We start from the raw sequence: 21,172 nt of genomic DNA on the forward strand, positions 1-21,172 counted from the left end.
CAGTTGCTCTGTCTGTCCGGAACAGTTGAGCGGTAACAACGAACACTGAGGAGACGGCCTATGAATACGACAATCCAACGGATGAGCGGAATGGCCTTCATTATAATGGCGTGTGCGGCCCCGGTCGCGGGCGCCATCAGCGGCACGGTTGCGGACAACAACGGCACGCCGGTTCCATACGCCTACGTCGGGTTGTTGGATGCCAACTATCAATATCTTGGTGCGGCGGTTTCGAATGCGCAAGGCGCCTTCGCCATCAACGCCAACACTTCAAACGGCCTGCTCTTCGTCCAGCCGAATGCACCGGTGAATGCGCAAGGGATCGGCGTTTACGCGAACGCTCCGCGTACATACCTCGTTCGCGGCGAGCAGAACGCGAATGTCCGTATTCCCGCCTCGGGCTGCCTTGTGTTGAAGGGATACGACGCCAACGGCAACCTCATGCGGTGGGTAAACTACGTCGCCAACGGCACGATCGGCGGGCAATTCGTGTACGCGACCAACACCGATGACGAATTGCGCGAGGCCGCATGCTGGCCGGTGTACGACGATGCCGCGCGTGCCCAGGGTTCGCCGCGCGACCTTGGTCTGCCTGCCTTGGTCGTCGAACCGGGCAAGACGTTCGCCGTCAACGTGCTGTTTTGGCAAGTGCCCGGCTACGGCAAGTTGTTACTCAAGGCCGACAACGCGGGTGCGGGCTATCAGTTGAGCGCTCCGGGAGAATCCATGGTGCTTGACCTGAATGTCGAATTGGCCTCGACCGCCGTCGCGGATTTGGTCCGCCGCCAGCCGAGTTTCGCTTCGAGTGCTTCGACGAGCATCGCGAACCTGGTTTCGGCATTGGCCGCCGCCAAGGCCAATACAAATCCGGTGGCGCGCGCCGCCGCCGCCGATAGCGTGTTGTCGCAGGCGCTGGCCTTGCGCGACGACCTCGAATTCGCCGCCGCCAAGGCGAACATTCCCGCCGTCCGCAAAGGCAACCTGACCGTTGTCGTGAAGAAGTCGGGCAAGGCCCAGTCGAAGGCCAAGGTGGTCATTACGCAGCGCGCGCATTCGTTCAAGTTTGGTTCGTACATCGGCGGCCAGTTCAACGCCTCGATGTACCAGGCCGCGCGCGATGCCGGTTTTGAAATGGCCACGATGCTGTTCGGCTGGTCGTGGATGGAATCGAGCCCGAATGTCCTGCTGGATCCGGCCATCATTGATTCGTATTACGGCATCACCGCCGCGAAAAACATGGGATTCGACGTCAAGGCGCATGGAATCGTGTGGATGCAGGGCTACGGCATCCTGCCGTCGCGCACATACACGATGCCGGCGGCGGACGTCCAGGCGCAGGCGTTGCTGTACCAGCAAAACCTCGTCAATGCCTTCAAGACAAAAATCACGCTCTGGGAAGCCATGAACGAAGTTCCCGCGACGAACGCCCTGAATTTTTCGCGCGAGCAAATGAACGACCTGCTTGCGTCCGCCGCGGGCAACCTCAAGGCTGTCAGCGGTCTGGTGTCGCTGGTCAACAGCCCGCATGAAAACAGTTTCGGCGCTAAATACGCCTTCTACACGCTTGACAACCGGCCCTACGACAATTTCCCGTTGACCTACACCGAGTGTCTCAAACAATTCGCCGCCGCCAAGGGCTTGAACGGCCTCGACACGGTTGGCATCCAGTTTTACCCCGGCCACAAACTCAACGCGGACTTCAACTATCAGGAAGGCCCCGCGATGACGCCGTCCTGGTTCGTGGACATGACCGCCCGCTACGGGCAGTTTGGCAAACCCATCCACATCACCGAGTTCTCGGTCCCATCGTACAAGGCCCCCGATTGGAACAACGGTTATTGGCGGGAATCGTGGACCGAGGCGACGCAGGCGGACTATGCCGAGCGCATCTTTACGCAGGCCTTCGCCACCGCGAACATGCAGTCCATTACCTGGTGGGACATGAGCGATGCGAACAGTTCGGTGCTGGCCGGTGGGCTGATTGATGCCGGCGGACGCAAGAAGGCCGCCTACACCCGCATCCAGAGCCTCATCAAAGGCTGGACGACCACGGCCAGCGGAACGACCAATACGAGCGGCACAACCACATTGAGCGGTTTCGGCGGCACGTACGATGTGACGATCACACTTTCGACCGGCGCAAAGTACACCCGCACCGCCACCATCAGCGAGCGCGCCTCCACAACCCTCAATGTTTCGCTCTAACAGGCAAAAAAACCTGTTACACCGTTCGCGGCCCGGAAAACCCGGGCCGCGCGGCGTTTGGGCGCCGTCTTGTTTTCCCGCCTTGTTACTCCTTGTTGCGGCGAATGATGATTTGCCCGCCTTCGATCGCATAACCGAAATCCGGCAGCGGCCATTGGCGGATAAGCAAATCCAGCGCGGTCCGAATCCGCACATTGACCAAAGCGCACGGGTTTATGGGAAAATCCTCCATGCCCGGCGCGGCAATCACCGTCCGATTGAGTTGCTCTGAAAGCGAATCGAGGACACGCCCCAGCGTGGCCGCGCCCGATGGGATCGCATACTGTTTGGTGTCGGCCGGCCGCTCCGGCAAATACAGTTCGATGACGGTGTCCAAATACGCCCGATCCTCCTCCGTCAAGGTCTCTTCGCCAATCAGCGTGCCGCGGGGGGGCGCAGGAGGTCCCGCGTAGAGGAAGAGGTATTCCGGGGTGCTTTCCACCTGGAATGCGTCCGGCGATATGCGCGCCGATTTGAGCAGGGCTTCCAGCGCCTCGCCGAGGGGAAGTTCCGCAAGCGTCACGGCGCCGGTGCGCGCTTCGGAAAGCACATTGTCGGCCAGTATCGCCGTGCCCATCGAGGCGCTGAGCAGGGTAAGCGCTTTATATAAGGGCGTATCGGCTCCAAACGTCATGGCCGCGGTTTTGGCCGCCACGGCGGGATCGAGGCGTCCCGACAGCGACAGGCCCAGAAGGCTCTCGTAACCCTGCGGATACAGAAAAAGATAATGGGGATATTCCGCCACATTGCACTGGGTGGCGGCGGCGATTTCCGTAACCGCTTTCTTGTAATCCGTTTTTTGGTAATTCATCGGCGGGACAGGCCGGTTTTCAATGCCTTTCATGACTACGAAACCGCCCCCGACCGTTTCGCCAAAATGCACCACCGTGTCGCCGAGCGTTCCGATGTCCTGCATGATGGTCACAAGCGGCCTTGGATCTTTCATTACGACCGGCTCCTTGATGGTCTCGGCAAGCGGCCTGTTGTCGGATTCGGCCGTTTTGGGCGGCTTTCCACCGCCGTCCCGGGTGGTGGCGCATGCGGCTGTCAATACACACAACGCAAATGCGGAAATTTTTTTCATCGGACGGTTCTCCCTGCTTTACGAGTTTCAATGAGTCATGATCGGCCAGATACGGAACACTTGTCAAGCAGCCCTTTTCCTACTTATACTGGGGCCATGGTTTATGGTTCCATGATTGTCCTGCTTGCGTTTGCCGCAAACCATGCGGCTACCGACCGTCCCACGACGATTGTATCGTTTCCGGACGGGACGACCGCGGCCGTTTTTTGGGAGGACCGGCAAACGCAGGAAGGGCGGGACTGGTGCCGCGTCGAATTCGATGAGCCTTGGCTCTCGCAGCCGCGTTACTGGCAGGGGCGCGAATCCGATGTGGTTGTCGAGCGTCGGGAACGTTCCGCGGATCGCGAAAACCGCATTCGGGCGGGTTGGGAACAGGTGGGATTTGTTGAAATTGCCGGACAACGCATCCCCAAGTCCGAAGTCGAATGGGCCGAGCGCGCCCGTGCCATGGCCGGATTTGATCAGGAACCAGCTCCTGTGGCCGAACCCGTTCCGGCTGTCGCCGTCGTGAAAGATGCTCCAGCGGAATCGCTTCCGCCCTCGCCCGGTTTCATCAAACTCTGGGGCGCCCATATCGCCGTGCTGGGCTGCGCGGCGTTATTGCTCGCCGTGTCGTTGCGCGCCTTTTTTCTCACGCCCGGCAAATAACGGGGCGGGATTTCCCCGGACACGCGATCAACTTTGTTCCAGCGCCATGAGTTCCGCGTTGGTCTGGCGCAATCGCATCGAGATGGCGTGCGAAAGACGCTCAAAGAATTTTCGTGTCGTTACGGGATGGTGCAGCGAAACTTCGTCGAAAACCTGCCGGGACAGAACGTACAGCGAAACGCGATTTACCGCGATTGCGTTGGCGGAACGTTCGCAACGATCAAGGAACGACATGTCGCCGAAGAAATCACCCGCGCCGAACGTGGCGAGATGATGGGTCATGCCGTCCGGAAGCGGAAGAAGTATTTTCACGGTCCCTTGGCGGATGAAGAGAATCTCGTCGCCCCGGTCGCCGCGACTGAATATGTGATCGCCCGGTTCGTGGGTCCGCTCGGTCACACACGCGCGGAGATCCGCCATGGCCTCGGCGGAAAGTCCCGCAAAAAATTCGATGCCGGACATATCGAGGATTTCGCCCATTCCAAACAGCGTGCCGGCGCGGGCATTTGACAGAACCGCGTCTTCCATCCATTCGAGCGCGTCGTCGAGTTCGGGAAAGAACATCACGTCTTCCAGCGACTCGGCCAGTCCCAAATAGCCCAGGTAATCCTTGACGTTCTGGCCGGTCGGAAGCGTCTGCGGAACGGAAGAAAAGAGCAGGCGTCCGCCGCCGGCCCGGATGCGCGCATGAATCTGCCGGAGCATGTTCGCGGCGGTGAAATCCACCGAGCGCACCCGGCGCATATCGAGCAGGATGTATTTGGACTTCGACAGGTGCGGCTCCATTTCCGAGAACAGTTGATCTGCGGTGCCGAAGAACAACTGCCCCTGCAATTCGAACACGACGGACTTCATCCCCTCCGATTCCAGGACGCGCAAATCCGTCGGGCGCCGTTTTTTCTTGGAAAAGATCTGATTGCCAAACGCTTTCCGGCGCACGACCGGAAACCGGACCTGTTCACGGAGGAAAAGTAATATGGCCATGGCGATTCCAACACCCGCCGCCGCGATAAGACTCATGCTTACCGCCGAAACAACCACCGACAGAATGACAAAAAAATCGAAGACGGTCGAATGGTGTTTCAACAGCCGAAAACTGCTCCAGTCGAGCATGCGATAAGCGACCACGATTAGGATTCCCGCCAGCGCGGCCAGTGGAATCCACGCGATGAGCTGTCCTATCAACAGCAACACCGCCAGCGCGGACAGACCCGCGAACAAGCCCGACAGGCTCGTCTGGGCGCCGCTGTTCACATTGACCAGCGTCGGCCCCAGCGTTCCCGCGCCCGGAATGCCGCACGCCAGCGCCGAGGCCATGTTGCCAAGTCCCTGCCCGACCAGTTCGCGGTTCGAATTGTGGCGGGAATAGGTCATCGCATCCAGGATCACGCACGTCTTCAAAGTGTCGATCGAAAGAAGAATCGCCAGCGTAAACACCGGCACCACCACGAGGCCGAGCCCGTCGAATCCAATTTGTCCTATTTGTGCCCACTGGTGCGCCGCGGCGTTCACGAATCCGGCGCCGGTCATTGCGATGGGGCCAATCACGAAGGTGTTGCCTTGCAGCGAGGCGAGCGCCGGTATGGATCGGGCAAGCAGCGCGTAACAGGCAATGCCGGCGACAAGCGCAAGAATGGCCGCAGGAATCGCCTTGGTTATCCGGGGCGCAAGCAGCATCGCGAAAACGGTCGCGGTTCCCACGGCGATACACGGCCATTGCCAGTATTCGGGCGCTACGAGGCCGGAAAACAACGATACGTCTTTCGGCAATCCGAAGAATTTCGGAAGTTGCCCGGCAAGGATCAAAATGCCGAGGCCGTTGAGATAGCCCGCCACCACCGGATACGGAATATACTTGATGAATTTGCCGCCGCCAAGACTTCCCGCGACGAATTGAAGCAGTCCGGCCAGAAGCGCCACCAGCGCTACATACAGCGGAATGGTTTCCGGTTGAATCGAACGGTTTCGCACGAGTTCCCCCACGAACACCGCCAACACCGCCGCCCCCGGCGCGCATGGCGCCGAAATCAGCCGCGACGTTCCGCCAAACGCGGGCGCCACCAGACCCAGCGCTATCGTTCCGGCCACGCCGGCCACGGCCGCCTTGCCCGCATGCTCGCTTCCCAGAGGGGCATAGACAATCAGTCCAAACGCAATCGCCGAAGGCAATGCCACCAGCATCGCAGCCAATCCGCCCAGGCAATCACCCAGCCCGGAACGGAGGGACGGCATACGGGAGACCACCGAGGCAATAACGGAACCCTTTTTCGTCTCGATACCCCTTGGGGCCTTGCCGGGGACTGTCTTTTCTTCATCCATATCCGTCCATCGTTCCCTGGCCATTGCGCCGCTTCGCGCATGTACGGCAACCGCGATTCTACACCGCCTTGTGTCGTTTCTGCACGCTTGCCCGGACAATGGCCGATCCGCAGCCGACAAGGGACCATAAGGAACAAGAGGACACAGCGGCATGTCCACGGTTTTCTGCCGACGGTTCTCTTGTCTTGTAAGCGGCAGGCGAGTAGTCTAAAGGCAGAAACGTCCCATCAAAGAGGAGTCTGAAACGATGCGGGGATATCTGGCGATTATGATGGCATTGGCGGGCGGCGCGGCGATGGCGCAGGACTTGGACGCGCTGGACATCGGCGGACGGCTCGAACCGTTCGTGGACCATTATCTCATCGAAACCATGCAAGGGGTGTCGCTGCAAATGGCGCAACCGGTTGCCCGCGAGATCGTGTTGAAATTCGACAGGCCATGGGAAGGGCGTCATTGCGGCTATATCACAATCATTTGGGACGATCCGGCGTACCGCTTGTATTACCGCGGGCTGGGCGCCGACGGGGGAGACGGCACGGACGCCGAATTCACATGCTACGCGGAAAGCGTGGACGGGATTCATTTCACCAAACCGTCGCTGGGACTCTTCGAGTTTGGCGGATCGAAGGACAACAACATCGTGCTGGCCAAGGCCGCGCCGTTTTCGCACAATTTCGCGCCGTTTCTGGACACGCGGCCCGGCGTGCCCGCCGATGAACGGTACAAGGCGCTGGCCGGCATCGAGAAGAGCGGACTCTGCCTGTTCGTGTCGCCGGACGGTTTTCACTGGCGCAAGTTTCGCGAGGAACCGGTGATTACAAAGGGCGCGTTCGATTCGCAGAATGTCGCGTTCTGGTCGGAGCCGGAAAACGGCTACGTCTGCTATTTCCGGACATGGGTCGAGGGCGGTTATTCGGGCTATCGCACGATCAGCCGCACGACGTCGCCGGATCTTCTGAATTGGACGCCGCCGGAACCGATGACCTTCGGCGATGCGCCGATGGAACACCTGTACGTAAACCAGACAAGCCCCTATTTCCGCGCGCCGCATGTCTACATCTCGCTGGCGGCGCGGTTCATGCCGGGGCGGAGGGTCGTGCCGGCGGAGAAGGCGGCGTCCATAGGGGCGACGCCGGACAGCACGGCGGATTGTTCCGATACCGTGCTGATGACGAGCCGGGGCGGTCTGCGGTACGACCGGACGTTCATGGAAAGTTTCGTGCGGCCGGGCATCGGGTTGAATCATTGGGTGACGCGCACGAACTATGCCGCGAACGGCGTCGTGCCGACGGGTCCTGCGGAGATGTCTTTCTATATCGAGCGCGATTACGGTTTGCCGACGGCCTGCCTGCAGCGGATGACGATCCGGACGGACGGGTTCGCCTCGATTCACGCGCCCTTCGCGGGCGGCGAATGCCGAACAAAGCCGCTTCGATTCGCGGGGAAACGGCTCTTCGTCAATTACGGCACGTCATCCGCGGGCGGAATCGTGGTCGAGATACAGAACCCGGACGGCACGCCGATTCCGGGATATGCCCGCACCGACGCCATCGAATTGGTCGGCGACGAGATTGCGCGCCCCGTGGCATGGAAAGAGAAGGCGGATGTGGCCGAACTGGCCGGAAAATCCGTCCGGCTGGCGTTCGTCATGAAGGACGCCGACCTGTATGCCTTGCGGTTTGGTGAATAATCCGGAACTCAAACTTGACGAAACAGCCGCTTTCAGATTACAGTATAAACGGTAAAACATAGCCAAAGAGAACCGGAAGGTTTATCTCGTCGAGAGGTTTGGCGATAAAGGGTGTGTTTTTTTCCATGGATTTTGGCCCCTAAAGGCCGGAAGGAGTGATAACATGTTTATTTACAATGGCTTATCAATGAAAAGTCCGTGCCGCCGCCGCTGTCTGGGTATCGCGGCCGGCTTCGTGGGATTGCTGGCGCTGGTCCCGGGAGCATGGGCCGAAACGGTTTTTCTGCCGGTATCGGACGGCGCGATATGCGTGGACACGGACAATCCGGGTCCGTACGCCGCCTCGGCGATGCCGCCTTGCGATACGGCGGGCGCGAAGGCTGCGGGGGTTACGTTCAACGTCTATTACACGGATGTCGAACAGCACACGGGGATAGGATTCGACGATGTCAATCTCGGCGCGCAGCGCCGGGCCTGCGTGGTCGAAGTGCTCGCGTACATCAGCGGCATCCTGCGGCTTCCGGATCGAAGCTGCGACGTCCGATTCAACCGATCCTTTGTGGACGGCACCGCGTCGTACTACGAGGGCGGGGCATATTTTTCGCAGGTGTCGGGCTTTGCCAACGGCTATGCGTTCGAGCATATCTGGAACAACCACGACATGAGCACGCAACTGGACGATATATTCATCACGATGGACTTCGGCTGGCCGTGGCACACCGGCGCCGGTTCCCCTTCCGCCGGCCAACTCGATTTTCGGGCCGCGCTGCTTCAGGTGCTGACGCAGGGGCTGGGCCTTGTGACGCTGTCGAAATCGGACGGCAGCAGCAAACTGGGGACGGTCATGGGGTACAGCGTGTGGGACAGTCTGCTGGAAACGGGCCAGGGAAACCGCCTGTGGCTGGGTTCGCCGCCGCAATTTCAGGGCGTGGCCGCCAATCTGACCGGTAGCGCCGGCGGCGTGTTTTTTGCCGGCGCCAAGACCATCGAGTTCAACGAGGGCAAGCCGGACGTGTATACCCCGGCGGTTTTCAATTCCAAGAAAAGCCTGGGATTCTGGAACAAGACCCTCGGCGTTGCCATGAAACCCGCGCTCGTTCCCGGCGAATCCGTCCGCGAATACGGCCTGATTGACCGGGCCGCTCTATACGATATCGGCTATACGAGCATTGACATGCCCCTGACCTTTGTGTTGGCGCCGCGCGGCGGATGGTTTTCCGTCGGTGACAGCCTAACGCTGAGCGTGCGGGTCGTCGGCGCCGTCGGCGCCGTTTCCTACCAGTGGCAAAAAGACGGCAGCGACTATCCCGGCGCCACGTCGGCCGCCTTCACCATCGAGCACCTGACTCCGGGACACGAAGGTGTCTACACCTGCATTGCGACCGATGCAAGCAAAGCCTCCTATACGTCTCCGCCGGCGATTGTGAAAGTCGTTCCCCAAGGCCAGCTGCCTGCCATGGGCATCATCGGTCTCTGCTTGGTGGCTGCGGCCTGCATACTGGCTGGCGCGTTGATTATCCTTCGCCGCGAATAAACGCGGGCCGACCGGCGGGCGCTTGCGTCTTCCGCTACAACACTTGCCGTCTGGGCCGGAATAGGATCCACGCTCCAGGGACTAGTCCGGGGACTCGGTGCTTTCAAGAAGGTGCTTGCGTGTCACGTTTGATGTCCCCGCAGTTGCAATTCCTTCAATAGATTGTCAAGGGTCGAAGCGGCATTGCCCAACAGAAGGGCCACGTTGTCCCGCGCGTAGAGGGGATTTTCTATACCCGAATATCCGGGTTGGGTGTCGGCGTTGCAGACGATGACCCGCCGGGCCTCATGCACGTGCAGGATGGGCATTCCGTAAATGGGCGTCCCCTTTGCCGTTATCGCCGCGGGATTGACCACGTCGCACGCTCCGACGACGATCGCCACGTCGGTTTGCGCAAATTCGGGATTGATGGCATCCAGCTGGATCATCTTGTCGTAAGGGATATCCACGTCGGCCAGCAACACGGTCATGTGGCCCGGCATGCGTCCCGCCACGGGATGAATGGCGAATTTTACGTCCACGCCCCGGCGTTCGAGGAATTCATACAAATCCCGCACGAGGGCCTCCGCTTCGCCGAGCGCCATGCCGTATCCCGGGACAATGACGACGCGCCGCGCCTCCAGCAGGCATTCCACCGGATCGAAGGCGGCCGAAGCGCCGCATGCGCCCGGAGCCGGGGTGGCTGCGGGCGGAGCGGATTCATCGGTCGCGATGCCGGCAACGGGTTCGGTGGCCGGCGTCGCGGAAGCCCCCACGAGAACCTGGAAAAGCGATCGGTTCATCGCGGCGCACATGACCCGCGTAAGGATCAATCCCGTTGCGCCGACAATGGCGCCCGCCGCCACCAGCAGGGCGTCATCCACCACCAATCCGCAGACGCTCGCCGCGATGCCCGACATGGCGTTGAGAAGCGATATCGTAATGGGCATGTCCGCGCCGCCCACGGGCAAGGCAAAAAAGACGCCAAACGCCACGGCGCAAACGGCAACCGCCATAAGCCCCGGCATCGTTCCGAATCCGGCGGGAAAAATCGCCATTCCCACTGACAGGCCCAATAAAACGAGAAGAACAGGCGCGATGAGGCGATTGGCCCGCGCGCATACGGGCTGTTGCGGCAACAGGCGGTGCAGTTTGGCCGCGGCGACGAGGCTTCCGCCCAATGTCACACCGCCCACGGCGACGGCCATGCTGCCGGCCGCGGGACCGACCAGGCTGCCAGTGCCTTTTCCGCCGGCTACGGCCAGTAAAGCCGTCAGCAGGGAAGCGGCGCCGCCCAATCCGTTCAGCAGCGCCACCATTTGCGGAATTTGAAGCATGGTGATACGAAGGGCCAAAATCAGCCCGATGGCGCTTCCGACCGCGAGGGAAACGAGAATGATCGGCATGTTCAACGTGCCGGAACGTCCCAACACCAGAACGATCGCTGTCAACAGACTCGCGGCCGCCAGCCGGTTGCCGAGGCGCGCCGTTTCCGTTTTCCCCATCAGCCGTATGCCCCAAAGAAGGGCGATGGCCAATACTATTTGCGCCAAGACATACATGGTCCCCGTTTTCCCTCAGTGCTTTGAACGGAACATGCCCAGCATGCGATCCGTAACGACAAAACCGCCCACGACGTTGATCATGGCCAGCACGATGGCCGCGGCGCCAAGCAGGCGGCTTCCCGTTGAAAGCGCCGCCGCTGTCGCGGCCAGCGATCCCAGGACCGTCACGCCCGAAATGGCGTTCATGCCGGACATGAGCGGGGTATGCAGCAGGGGCGGCACCCGGCGGATAATGCGGTAGCCGGCCGCCGTTGACACGGCAAACACCACGAGCAGAAGCAACAAGCGCACGGGAAGGTCCTTTCTATCCGGCGCATTGCGCCATGGCTTCGAGTGCTCCGGCATGCACCACTTCGCCGTCCAGCGTCACTAGGGTAGGCCCGATGATTTCATCGTTGCGATCGGTCCGCACCACGCCGTCCCGAATCAGGTAAGACAGGAAATGGTACAGGTTGTGTGAAAAGAGCCACGAGGCGCTCTGCGGGACATATCCGGGAATGTTCTTGGCGCCGATGATGGTCACGCCGTGCTTGACGACGGTGCGGCCGGATTCCGTAAGCGCGCAATTGCCGCCTTGGTCAATGGCGATATCCACTATCACCGACCCGTTTTTCATGCCCCGGACCATCTCTTCCGTCACAAGGACCGGCGCGATGCGTCCGGGCACCAAGGCCGACAAGATGACGATATCCGACCGGATCACGGTTTGCCGGATGGCTTCCTGCTCCCGCAAGAGCCACTCGTGAGGCAGGGCCTTGGCGTATCCCCCCGCGCCGATGGAAATATCCGGGGGAACGCCTGTTTCGACAATCTGCGCGCGAAGGCTTTTCGCCTGTTCCACGGCTTCCGGGCGGATGTCCGCCGCGAAATTGACGGCGCCCAGCCGCTTCGCCGTGGCCAGGGCCTGCAAGCCGGCGACACCGGCTCCCACGACAAACACCTGTGCGGGCGGCAGCATGCCCACGGCGGTGTTGGTCAACGGCATGAGACAACCCAGCTGATCCGCCGCCATGACGACCCCTTTGTAACCGGCCACCGTGCTCATGGAAGTCAGCGCATCCATGGCCTGCGCGTGGCTGATCCGGGGCACGCCGTCCAGCGTGAAACTCACGACGCCCCTTTCGGCTAGATCGCGGACCATGCGATGGTTGGCCGGCGATGCCGGATGAAGAAACGCGACCAAGATTTGCCCCCTTCGCATCAGCGCCGTCTCATGGCGGTTCCTGGAAACATCGAACTGGGGTTCCTTGACCTTTAGAATCACATCGGCCCGTTCGAACACGCTGTCGCTGTCGGGCACGATCTCCGCGCCGGCCTCCCGGTACGTGTCGTCGTAGTGGTGGGCGGCCTCGCCGGCCCGGCTTTCGACCAGCACGCGCGCGCCCTGCTCGATGAACTTCGCCACGGTTTCGGGTATCGCCGAAACCCGGTATTCATGCTCCATGATTTCAACGGGGATCCCCAGCGTCAAGCCCTTGAACGACATACCTGCACCTCCACATGCAAAATGCCCCGCCCCGCGCGCCAGAACAGGGCGAACTGCCTATTTGTGCCTTCAACGCGCGCGATTGAACCCGTGCATTTTTCCGTGATCGAACCGCCAATCCATCAATGTGATGCAATCCAAACTCAAATGATTCAATAGGGAACCGATGCTCATTGTAGAAGGGATTGTGGACATTTTCAATGCGGGCCAAGGTTTCAAAATCCGCACACCCTTGATTGGGGCATTGCGGCTCGTGCTCGTAATCGCAATTGCAGTTGATCGGAAAGACTTGTCCGCGCCGGTTGAATACGTTGGGAGCAACAATAAAGTGTGAGGATAGTACTGGCCCATCACAGCAGCGCTCCATCAAGAGTTTTCGATGATTCGATTACGATTACGAGCACGATCAAGAGCACAAATCTACTGGCCCCTTTACGGGACCTCCCTCAAGCCACCTGTTCTACTGGTGGCGACTGACTCAAGGCATTTTTAAAATCGCGTATTGTGTTGTTGGGACGATTTCGATTGCGATGATGACAACGGGCAGGAACGGGATGGCGGCGATGCCAAGAATTCAATCGAGCGGCGTGGCGTCCTGGGTCCAGACCGTCAGGTTCCGCAGGTTGCGTTCGCGCCGCGGCAAAACACGCGACAGGAAGAATCCCACGGTGAACATGACGGCGTTTCCGACGACTCCGGTGTAGTAGGAATCGAAATGGGCGTTGAGCGCATCCGTCATGCCCTGAGGCAGCCAGCCGAGTCCCGCCAGCGATATGAACGCGGAGAAGATCACGGCGAAGAGAATTCCAACGCCCGTGGCGCGTCCGTCGCCGTGCGTTGTGAAAAAGCCCAGCATATAAAGGCCCAGCAGGCCGCCTCCAACGATGGCCTGCAATTCCACCGAGAGGTCCTGCAACGTTTTGCTCTCGGATCGGAAGAGCCAGTAGGCCCCGCCGATCATGACAAGCGAACTGGCGAAAGTGACGGATTTGGCGGCGATTACAAAATGGCGTTCCGTGCGTTCGCGTGCGAACCAGCGCTTGTACACGTCCGTGATGGCAACGGCGGAAATCGAGTTCATGGCCGACGACATGCTCGACATGGCGGCCGCGAGCACAGCGGCGACGACGATGCCTGAAAGCCCGGCGGGCAATTGGGTCGTGATGAAATAAGGGAGGATTTCCTCGGCCTTGCGCGCGCCGTGGAGCATGTCGGCGGCGGCGGGGTCGGGAAAGACGCGGTAGAAAACGAAGAGTCCCGTTCCGACGAGCATGAAATAGCCCCACGTCGGCACGCTGAACAGGCAGCAGAGCCACATGGCTTGGCGCGCATCCTTGGCGGTTTTGGATGCGCAGTATTTCTGGATGACTTCCTGGTTCGTGCTGTATTCCGCCAGCCATTGGAAAAGTCCCACGATAAGCAGCATGACGACGGTCTTGTGAGACAGCGATAAGCCCCACGGGATCGGCGTCAGGCTTCCCTCCGCGCCGAGTTCGCTGAACGAAAACTTGCCTTCCGCCCATGCCGTGGAAAACATCTGGCCCATGCCGCCCGGAAGTTTCCAGACGATCGTCCCAAGAATGAGCAGACCTCCCATCGTGAGAATCGCCGATTGAAGGAAGTCGGTCCAGATGACGGCCTCGATGCCGCCCACCACGGTGTAATACGCGGTGACGACGCCCCCCGCGAGAATGCACGTCGGCACGCTCCAGCCCGTGATGCGGTGCATGAGCAACGCGACGAGGTACTGGATGAGGCTGATGCGAATGCACTGCGCGAGAATGAAAACCGACGCGCCGTAGGTTCGCGTGCGCGGCCCGAAACGTCCTTCAAGGTATTCGAACACGGAGGTCACGTGGCCGCGCCGGAAAAAGGGAACGAAGAGCCGCGACGCGATGAGCACGCCCACGGGCAGCATGATGCAAAGCAGGTAGCGCAGGTAGGCCGTCTTGAAGGCGTCGGCGGGATAGGCCACGAACGTGATCGAACTGATGGTCGCGCCGAACAACGATACGCCGAGAATCCAGCCGGGATAGGATCGCCCCGCGACGAAGTATTGCTCGGTGCTTTTCGCGCGGCGTCCAAAATACCAGCCCATCGCCGACATCGCGGCGAAATAGGCCACGATGATGACGCTGTCAATTGCCCGCCAATGAACGCCCATGTCAGGCGCGCGTCCCGCGCAATGCCTCAATCATGCGCTTGCGGCTGATGGGGCGGACGTCGCGCACGATCGCCTCGCGCATCATTTTGCCCGCGTCCGTGCCTTGCGGATAGGAGAGGAAACCGAGTTCCACGCCGAGCCGCCGCGCGATGTCCGACGCCAGCAACGGCCATACCGCGCCGAGGTCGCCGATGATCGGAATGCTGCCCTCATGCCGCGCAAAGCCGGACATCTCCATCCGGAACGGCACCTTGAACAGTTTCGTTTTCGGCAGACCCTGCGCGATGGCCGCCTGCACCGCGCCGCCTTCGCGCTCGACCTGACAGACGCGCTCCAGCGCCGAATCCAGGTCTATGCGGACGAGCGTCTTTCCCGCGAGGCTGTACGTGTAATGGCCCTGCCACGTGGACCAAAGGCCGTGGCCGGTGTAGGTTTCGAAGGGCCCGTCGTGTATTTCCTGCGTGAGCGCGAGGCCGGACTCGATAATCACGTCCGCCCCGTCGAGCATGCGCGCAAGGCGCGTCGCGCGTTCCATAAGGCTGATGCTGTCGCCGATGCACAGGCCGACCGCCCCGCCGCCAATCAGTTGCGGAATCGTGACCAGCACAGGAATCCCTTTTCGCGCGCCGATGCCGATCATCGTGCGTTCGTCCGCGCCAAGCCCGGCGATTTCCTCGAAGGTTTTGCCATGGCCGCGCGCGAGCGAGAGTATCTCCCGGGCCAAATATTCGAGCCAAAGCCCCATCGGATAGCCGAGGTTGCCCGCCGCCTTGATGATCGTCTTGCCTTCCGCCTGTTCGAGTTTCGCGATGAGGGCGTCGTCGAGCGGCAAATGCGACCGGATTTCGGCCATCGCCTGCTCGTCGAGGAGCGTCAACTCGAATTCGCCGCCTTTCGGGAGGATGGCCGGGGGCAATCCGAGCGGTATGCCCGGACATCGCTTGACCTTGTCGAGCGTCCCGCCCATCTCGTGCGAAACCACCGCCGAACTCGTCGTGACACCGTCAACAACACCCACCCGCATCAACTCCGCGAGGAGTGTTGTGACGCCTTCATGCACATTCGGGCCGCTCCCCGTGACGACGACAACTCTCCCGCCGCGCTGCTTGACGTCCGCAATGGTCTTCGCAACCGAACGGACACGTTCCAGCATGACGGGATCGAGTTCCGCGGCTATCGCATTCAACAAATCCTCATGTACGGTCATGCACACTCCTTCCCCGGCAAGTTTTTGCTTGCTTTGCAATCGAGAACGCCCTTGTGCCGGTTGCCCATCGTCAGTCCAGCCCGCGTTCGCGCAGCATGGCCTCGGCTCGCAGCAAGTCTTCTTCCGTATCCACGCTGAAGCCGGTAAACGTGTGATCCGTGCATTTTGTCTCGACCACGCGGATGCGGTATCCGTTTTCGAGGACGCGCAGTTGTTCGAGCGACTCGATTTGTTCAAGCGGCGTGGGCGGCAGTTTCGCGAGACGCAGCAGGAAATCCCGTCGGTAGACATACAGGCCGACGTGCTCATATACGGCATGCGCCACGGCCTTCTGCGGATAAGGAATCAACGACCGCGAGAAATACAGCGCATTCCCCGTCAAGTCCACGACCGTCTTTACTACGCTGGGGTTGTGAAGGTCTTCTTCGTTGGCGATTGCATGTACCACGGTCGCCATGGGCAGCTTCGGATCGTTCAAAAGCGGCAGCACCGCTTCTTCGATCATGCGCGGATCGGCGAAGGGCTGATCGCCCTGGATATTCACGACGATGTCGCCTTCGAGTCGCTGGACCGCCTCGGCAAGACGATCCGTGCCGCTGGGATGATCGGGCGATGTCATGATGGCTTCGCCGCCGATGGCGCGGACGGCCTCCGCGATCCGTTCGTCGTCGGTGGCCACGTAAACCGCGTCCAGCACGCACGCGCCCCGGCAGCATTCGAGCACGCGCTGGATCATCGGCTTTCCGGCGATAAGCCGCAACGCCTTGCCGGGCAAGCGCGTCGAACCATATCGCGCCGGGATGATGCCTATCACTTTGGCTCTCGCCATGCCAGTAACCCTCCTGGTCCCGTAAGCCGAATGTGTAAAGTGACGGTATAACGCAAATCGCCCGCCACGTCAAATCCGGTTTCGCGACAGAAGGACCTCCCGTGCGCCGAGGAGTTGCACACGCAACGGGACGCACGATGCGTAGATGCGCTTGTGGAGCAAATAGCCATACTGGAATCGGTAATAAAAATGCAGGCATTCGTCGAGCCACCGCCATTCGGGCATGCGGCGCACCCATTTTTCCAGGCCGGGACGCGCGACGATCGTCATGAACCACTTGTGCCACACGAAAATGCGGTGTTTGAACGCCGGGTCGAGATTCAGATAGGAACGCGAATAGATGTTGTCGAAGCCGCCGTTTTCCGAGGCAAGCAGGCCATGTTCGCGGCAGTAGGCGTGCGCCTGCGTGCCGGGATAGGGCTGGAACACCGACACGTCGGCGAAATCCGCGCCAATCCGGCGGTTCAGGCGAATTGTGTCGAGAATGTCCTCATCGGTCTCGCCGGGAATTCCGACCATGTTGAACGTGAACAGGCGCAGACCGGCTTCCCTGAAGCGGCGCGCGGCCTCGACAATTTCCTCATTCGACACGGCGCGGTTGAGCACCTCGTTTCGGATACGTTCATTGCCGCATTCAACCGCCATGCAGATCGCGTGGCAACCGGCCTGTTTCAACCGCCGGACGGCGTCGTCCGTCGCCATGCGCGGGTGCATGTAGCATGAGAACGGCAGCCCAACCTCCTTTGGAAAGCGGTCCGCGAATTTCGCCAGCCAGTCCTGCTCATAACCGAAAACATCGTCGTGAAAGCGCACGAAGGTCAGCGGATACCGCTCGCGCACGCTCCGGATTTCCCTTATTAGATATCCGACGCTTTTGGTGCGCATGATGCGGCCCTTGCCGACATACAGGCGGTTGTAGGCGCTGTTGAAACAATGCGCGCATCCGAACGGGCACCCGCGGCCCGCCATGAACGCCTTGATCGGACTGCGCGCCATGAACGGGCTTTTATCAAACACCAGTTCGCGGGCCGGAAACGGGAACGCGTCGAGATCCGGCGCCAAGTCCGCGAGCGGATTCTCGCGAATCGCGCCGTCCGGCATGCGGAACGCGAAATTCGGCACGTCATACATCGCATCCGCGCCGAAGCGGTCGAGGAAAAGAGGAAAGGCAAGGTCCGCTTCGCCCCGGCAGATCGCGTCAACGCCCTCTTCTTCGACAAGCGAAGGGATATAGGTCGGATGGGCGCCGCCAAACAACGTAAAGAACCGCAGCCGCCGCTTCAATTCGCGGTTGATGGCCAAATAGCGGTCTATTTCATTCGAGCAGACCGAATAGGCGACGATGTCCGGCGCGAATGCCTCCAATTCACGAATCGCCTGATCCGGCCGCCGTCCATACTCGACCAGCATTGCGTCGTGCCCGCGTTCGAACACCCAGCCCGCCACCTGCGGAATGGACAGCACGTCCACCACGCCCAAGCGGTCTATTACAAAAGCCACGCGAAGTTTGTGCATACTGTCTGCGCCTTGACACCGATTCTACTTGAACCGGTCTAATTTTTGCTCTCTGCGGTACGCGAATATACCATTGAATACGGCGGATGCGGATGCAGGAAACCATTTGTGTGCGCATTTTCTCAAAAAAACAAAATACACAACCTAGGAAAACCGGACAAATGAAACATGTGCTTGCGGCAATACTGGCATTCTCGGCGGTCCTTTCGACGCGCACTGCCATGGCGGACGACGTGCTGGTCCTGCGCGAAGGTTGGGCGCTCCAATCCTCGGCTTTGGTAACGGCTTCGGGCGAAGCGATTTCGGGCGAGGCTTTTTCCGTGGAAGGATGGCATGCGACGTCCGTACCGGCGACGCTACTGGCCGCGCTCGTGGCGGACGGCACGTATCCCGATCCGTATATCGGCGACAACATCACGAAGATTCCTGGTTACAAACCGGGATTGTGGCTCGTGATGGACGAAGACAGCCCATTCTATCCGTCGTGGTGGTACCGGACGTCGTTCGAGGTTCCGGCGTCGTGGACCGGCAAGCGGCTCACGCTGCATGTGGACGGGATCAATTATCGTGCGAACGTCTGGCTCAACGGCAAACGCATCGCGGACGACCAATCCACTGTCGGCATGTTCCGCCGGTTCGCGTTCGACGTGACGGACGGCTTGCGCGCCGGCGCGAAGAACGTCCTGGCGCTCGAAGTCACGGGGCCGGGGCATGTTCCCAAGAAGGCGTATCGCACGAAGCAAATCGAAGCGACGACCGGTTGGGACGATCACAATCCGCAGCCGCCGGACTTGAACACTGGTATTTGGCAAGATGTGTATATTACGGCAACAGGCCCGGTCGCGCTACGCGACCCATATACGGCAAGCAAACTGGAAGTCCCGTCGCTTGCGAAAGCGGATCTGACCCTGTCGGTTCGTGCGGTAAACCTGGCCCAAGCGCCGGTAAAGGCGGTTGTCCGGGCCGCCGTTGAATCCATCGCGATCGAACAGACGGTCGAGTTGACCGCGGGTGAATCGCGTGAAATCGTGTTCGCGCCGGAACAGTTTGCGGCGCTTCGTCTCGAAAAACCGCGCGTGTGGTGGCCGAACGACCTCGGCCCGCAGGAATTGTACACGGCGCATTGGTCCGTTTCGGTTGGTGGCCGGGAATCCGATGCCGTCGAAACGCGTTTCGGCATCCGCGAGGCGACGACCTATATCAACGAGGAGGGTTGGCGCGGCTATCGCGTGAACGGACGCAACGTGCTGATTCGCGGCGGAGCATGGATGACGGCCGACATGCTCCTGCGTCTCCCGCGCGGACGTTATGAAGCGCTGGTGCGGTATGCCCGCGAGGGTCATCTCAACATGCTGCGATCCGAGGGGTTCTCGATTCGCGAAACGAAGGATTTTTACGATCTTTGCGACGAGTACGGGATTATGGTCACGCAACAATTGTTCGGGCGCAGTATTCCCGACGAACCGCTGGCCGTTGCTTGCATTGAAGACACGCTCCTGCGGATCCGCAACCATCCGAGCCTCGTCCATTTTCTCGGCCACGACGAGACCTTTCCCACGAAAACGCTCGACGAGGCCTATCGCGGCCTGATTCAACGGCTCACGCCGGACCGGACCTATCAGCCGCATTCCGGTGCGTTCGACGTGGACGAGCGATTCGAGACCGGCGGCACGCGGACCGGCAGCCTGCTGCTCTGGACCTACGCCTCGCCCGCCCAATATTACCTGAGCAAGGAAACCGGCGCGTGGGGGTTCGCACAGTCCGGCGGCGTCGGGGGCATTGTCGCACCGATGGAAAGCATCCGCCGCATGTTGCCCGGCGACGCTTTGTGGCCGTTGTGGACGAAAGCCGCCTCGCTGCACACCGTCACGCAGGGCGGCACCTATTTCGGGCCCGTGGTCAAGGCCGTGAATGACCGCTATGGCGAGCCGGACGGCATCGAGGCATTCGTCCGCAAGGCCGAAGCGCTCAATTACGAGTGCGCACGGGCCATGTTCGAAGCATACGCGCGCAACAAGTATTCCGCGACCGGCATTACGACATGGAAGTACGATGCCGCATGGCCCGCCATGATGACGTGGCACTATGTGGACTGGTATCTGCTCGCCACGGCGGGATACTACGGGGCAAAGAAGGCCTGCGAACCGCTGCATATCCAGTATTCCTACGACGACGCATCCGTCTGGGTCGTGAACACGCGCGGCGAGGCCGTGAAGGATCTTGCCGCGGCGGCCGTCGTTTATGACTTGGACGGCAGGGAACTCGGACGTCAATCTGCGGAGGTCGAGGTCGGCCCCGACGGCAAGACGCAGGCGTTTGTCCTCGATGTGCCCGCAAACGTTCCGCCGGCCTATTTTGTGCGTCTCGCGTTGAACGCGTCCGACGGCGCGCCGGTCTCGGACAATTTCTATTGGCTTTCGACGACGCGCGACGTGCCTGGGCCGCTCGACACGCCCTTCCTGCGCGCGAAAAGCGTGGCCGATTACAAGGCGCTCAACGGACTTAGGCCGGTGATGGTAAGAACAACGTTGCGATGCGCCGGAACTCATCCCGAAGAAACCGCCGAAGTGACGATCGAAAACACGGGCGATGCGCCGGCTTTCCTGATGCGCCTTGCCATCCGGGCCGATGGGAACGCTCCAGAAATAGCGCCGGCTTACTGGGAAGACAACTACATCACGTTGCTGCCCCGCGCCTCGCGCACGCTGAAGGTCCGTTTTGCTCCTCCGGAAGGATTCGATCCGGCCAAGGCCACCGTTACGGCTTCGGGCTGGAACACCCGATAAGACGGCCGCGGGCCTCGTCCGCCATACCGGCGAGAAATTGCAAGGTTCTTCCATTCCGACGGGCGGTTTTGTGCTCGTGCGTGTAATCGTAATCGAAACAAGGACTGACGGTAAAGAGTTAT

General features: G+C 60.6%; 14 protein-coding genes. 5 read left to right on the plus strand and 9 right to left on the minus strand.

The genetic code is table 11. The features are described 5' to 3' along the window. The first annotated feature begins 60 nt into the window (after nucleotides 1–60). A complete protein-coding gene (locus P5540_02515; GenBank protein ID HRT63675.1) occupies nucleotides 61–2,205 on the plus strand; it encodes an endo-1,4-beta-xylanase in 2,145 nt (714 codons plus the stop codon). Nucleotides 2,206–2,290: 85 nt separating this feature from the next. Here the strand turns inward: P5540_02515 and P5540_02520 are convergent, their stop codons facing one another. Further along, nucleotides 2,291–3,328, minus strand: a complete 1,038-nt coding sequence (locus P5540_02520; GenBank protein HRT63676.1) for a hypothetical protein — start codon at nucleotides 3,326–3,328, stop codon at nucleotides 2,291–2,293. A gap of 111 nt (nucleotides 3,329–3,439) precedes the next feature. Between P5540_02520 and P5540_02525 the strand changes: the two genes are divergently transcribed. Further along, complete coding sequence (locus P5540_02525) at nucleotides 3,440–3,976, plus strand: hypothetical protein (protein ID HRT63677.1); 537 nt, start codon at nucleotides 3,440–3,442, stop codon at nucleotides 3,974–3,976. Nucleotides 3,977–4,003: 27 nt separating this feature from the next. On the opposite strand, the gene P5540_02530 is transcribed toward P5540_02525, so the two are convergent. Beyond that, on the minus strand, nucleotides 4,004–6,295 hold the full coding sequence (locus P5540_02530) for a SulP family inorganic anion transporter (protein HRT63678.1): 2,292 nt from the start codon (nucleotides 6,293–6,295) through the stop codon (nucleotides 4,004–4,006). 247 nt (nucleotides 6,296–6,542) lie between these two features. Between P5540_02530 and P5540_02535 the strand changes: the two genes are divergently transcribed. Both P5540_02535 and P5540_02540 read left to right on the plus strand, forming a co-directional pair. Further along, nucleotides 6,543–7,985: a hypothetical protein gene (locus P5540_02535; GenBank protein HRT63679.1), complete on the plus strand. Its 1,443-nt coding sequence runs from the start codon at nucleotides 6,543–6,545 to the stop codon at nucleotides 7,983–7,985. Nucleotides 7,986–8,148: 163 nt separating this feature from the next. Next, nucleotides 8,149–9,519, plus strand: a complete 1,371-nt coding sequence (locus P5540_02540; protein HRT63680.1) for a hypothetical protein — start codon at nucleotides 8,149–8,151, stop codon at nucleotides 9,517–9,519. A gap of 122 nt (nucleotides 9,520–9,641) precedes the next feature. Here P5540_02540 and P5540_02545 read toward each other — a convergent pair whose 3' ends face one another. The 7 genes from P5540_02545 to P5540_02575 form a co-directional block, all read right to left on the minus strand. Then, nucleotides 9,642–11,060, minus strand: a complete 1,419-nt coding sequence (locus tag P5540_02545; GenBank protein ID HRT63681.1) for an NAD(P)(+) transhydrogenase (Re/Si-specific) subunit beta — start codon at nucleotides 11,058–11,060, stop codon at nucleotides 9,642–9,644. A 15-nt stretch (nucleotides 11,061–11,075) separates the two neighbouring features. After that, nucleotides 11,076–11,354, minus strand: a complete 279-nt coding sequence (locus tag P5540_02550; protein ID HRT63682.1) for an NAD(P) transhydrogenase subunit alpha — start codon at nucleotides 11,352–11,354, stop codon at nucleotides 11,076–11,078. Between the two features lie 13 nt (nucleotides 11,355–11,367). Beyond that, nucleotides 11,368–12,549, minus strand: coding sequence for an NAD(P) transhydrogenase subunit alpha (locus P5540_02555; protein HRT63683.1), 1,182 nt, complete (start codon nucleotides 12,547–12,549; stop codon nucleotides 11,368–11,370). A gap of 574 nt (nucleotides 12,550–13,123) precedes the next feature. Continuing rightward, the gene (locus P5540_02560) at nucleotides 13,124–14,713 is read right to left on the minus strand and encodes a sodium/solute symporter (GenBank protein ID HRT63684.1); all 1,590 of its coding nucleotides are present in this window, start codon (nucleotides 14,711–14,713) and stop codon (nucleotides 13,124–13,126) included. A gap of 1 nt (nucleotide 14,714) precedes the next feature. Continuing rightward, nucleotides 14,715–15,920 carry a hypothetical protein gene (locus P5540_02565; protein HRT63685.1) on the minus strand — a complete coding sequence of 402 codons (1,206 nt, stop codon included), beginning with the start codon at nucleotides 15,918–15,920 and terminating at the stop codon, nucleotides 14,715–14,717. 70 nt (nucleotides 15,921–15,990) lie between these two features. Continuing rightward, the gene (gene kdsB, locus P5540_02570; protein HRT63686.1) at nucleotides 15,991–16,749 is read right to left on the minus strand and encodes a 3-deoxy-manno-octulosonate cytidylyltransferase; all 759 of its coding nucleotides are present in this window, start codon (nucleotides 16,747–16,749) and stop codon (nucleotides 15,991–15,993) included. A 69-nt stretch (nucleotides 16,750–16,818) separates the two neighbouring features. After that, entirely contained in the window at nucleotides 16,819–18,264 is a 1,446-nt protein-coding gene (locus P5540_02575) for a radical SAM protein (GenBank protein ID HRT63687.1), read from the minus strand. A gap of 161 nt (nucleotides 18,265–18,425) precedes the next feature. Between P5540_02575 and P5540_02580 the strand changes: the two genes are divergently transcribed. After that, nucleotides 18,426–21,050 (plus strand): beta galactosidase jelly roll domain-containing protein, encoded by a 2,625-nt coding sequence (locus P5540_02580; protein ID HRT63688.1) that lies wholly within the window; start codon nucleotides 18,426–18,428, stop codon nucleotides 21,048–21,050. Nucleotides 21,051–21,172: the final 122 nt, after the last annotated feature.

It is taken from the genome of Candidatus Hydrogenedentota bacterium (genome assembly GCA_035450225.1).
Classification (GTDB): Bacteria; Hydrogenedentota; Hydrogenedentia; order Hydrogenedentales; family SLHB01; genus DSVR01.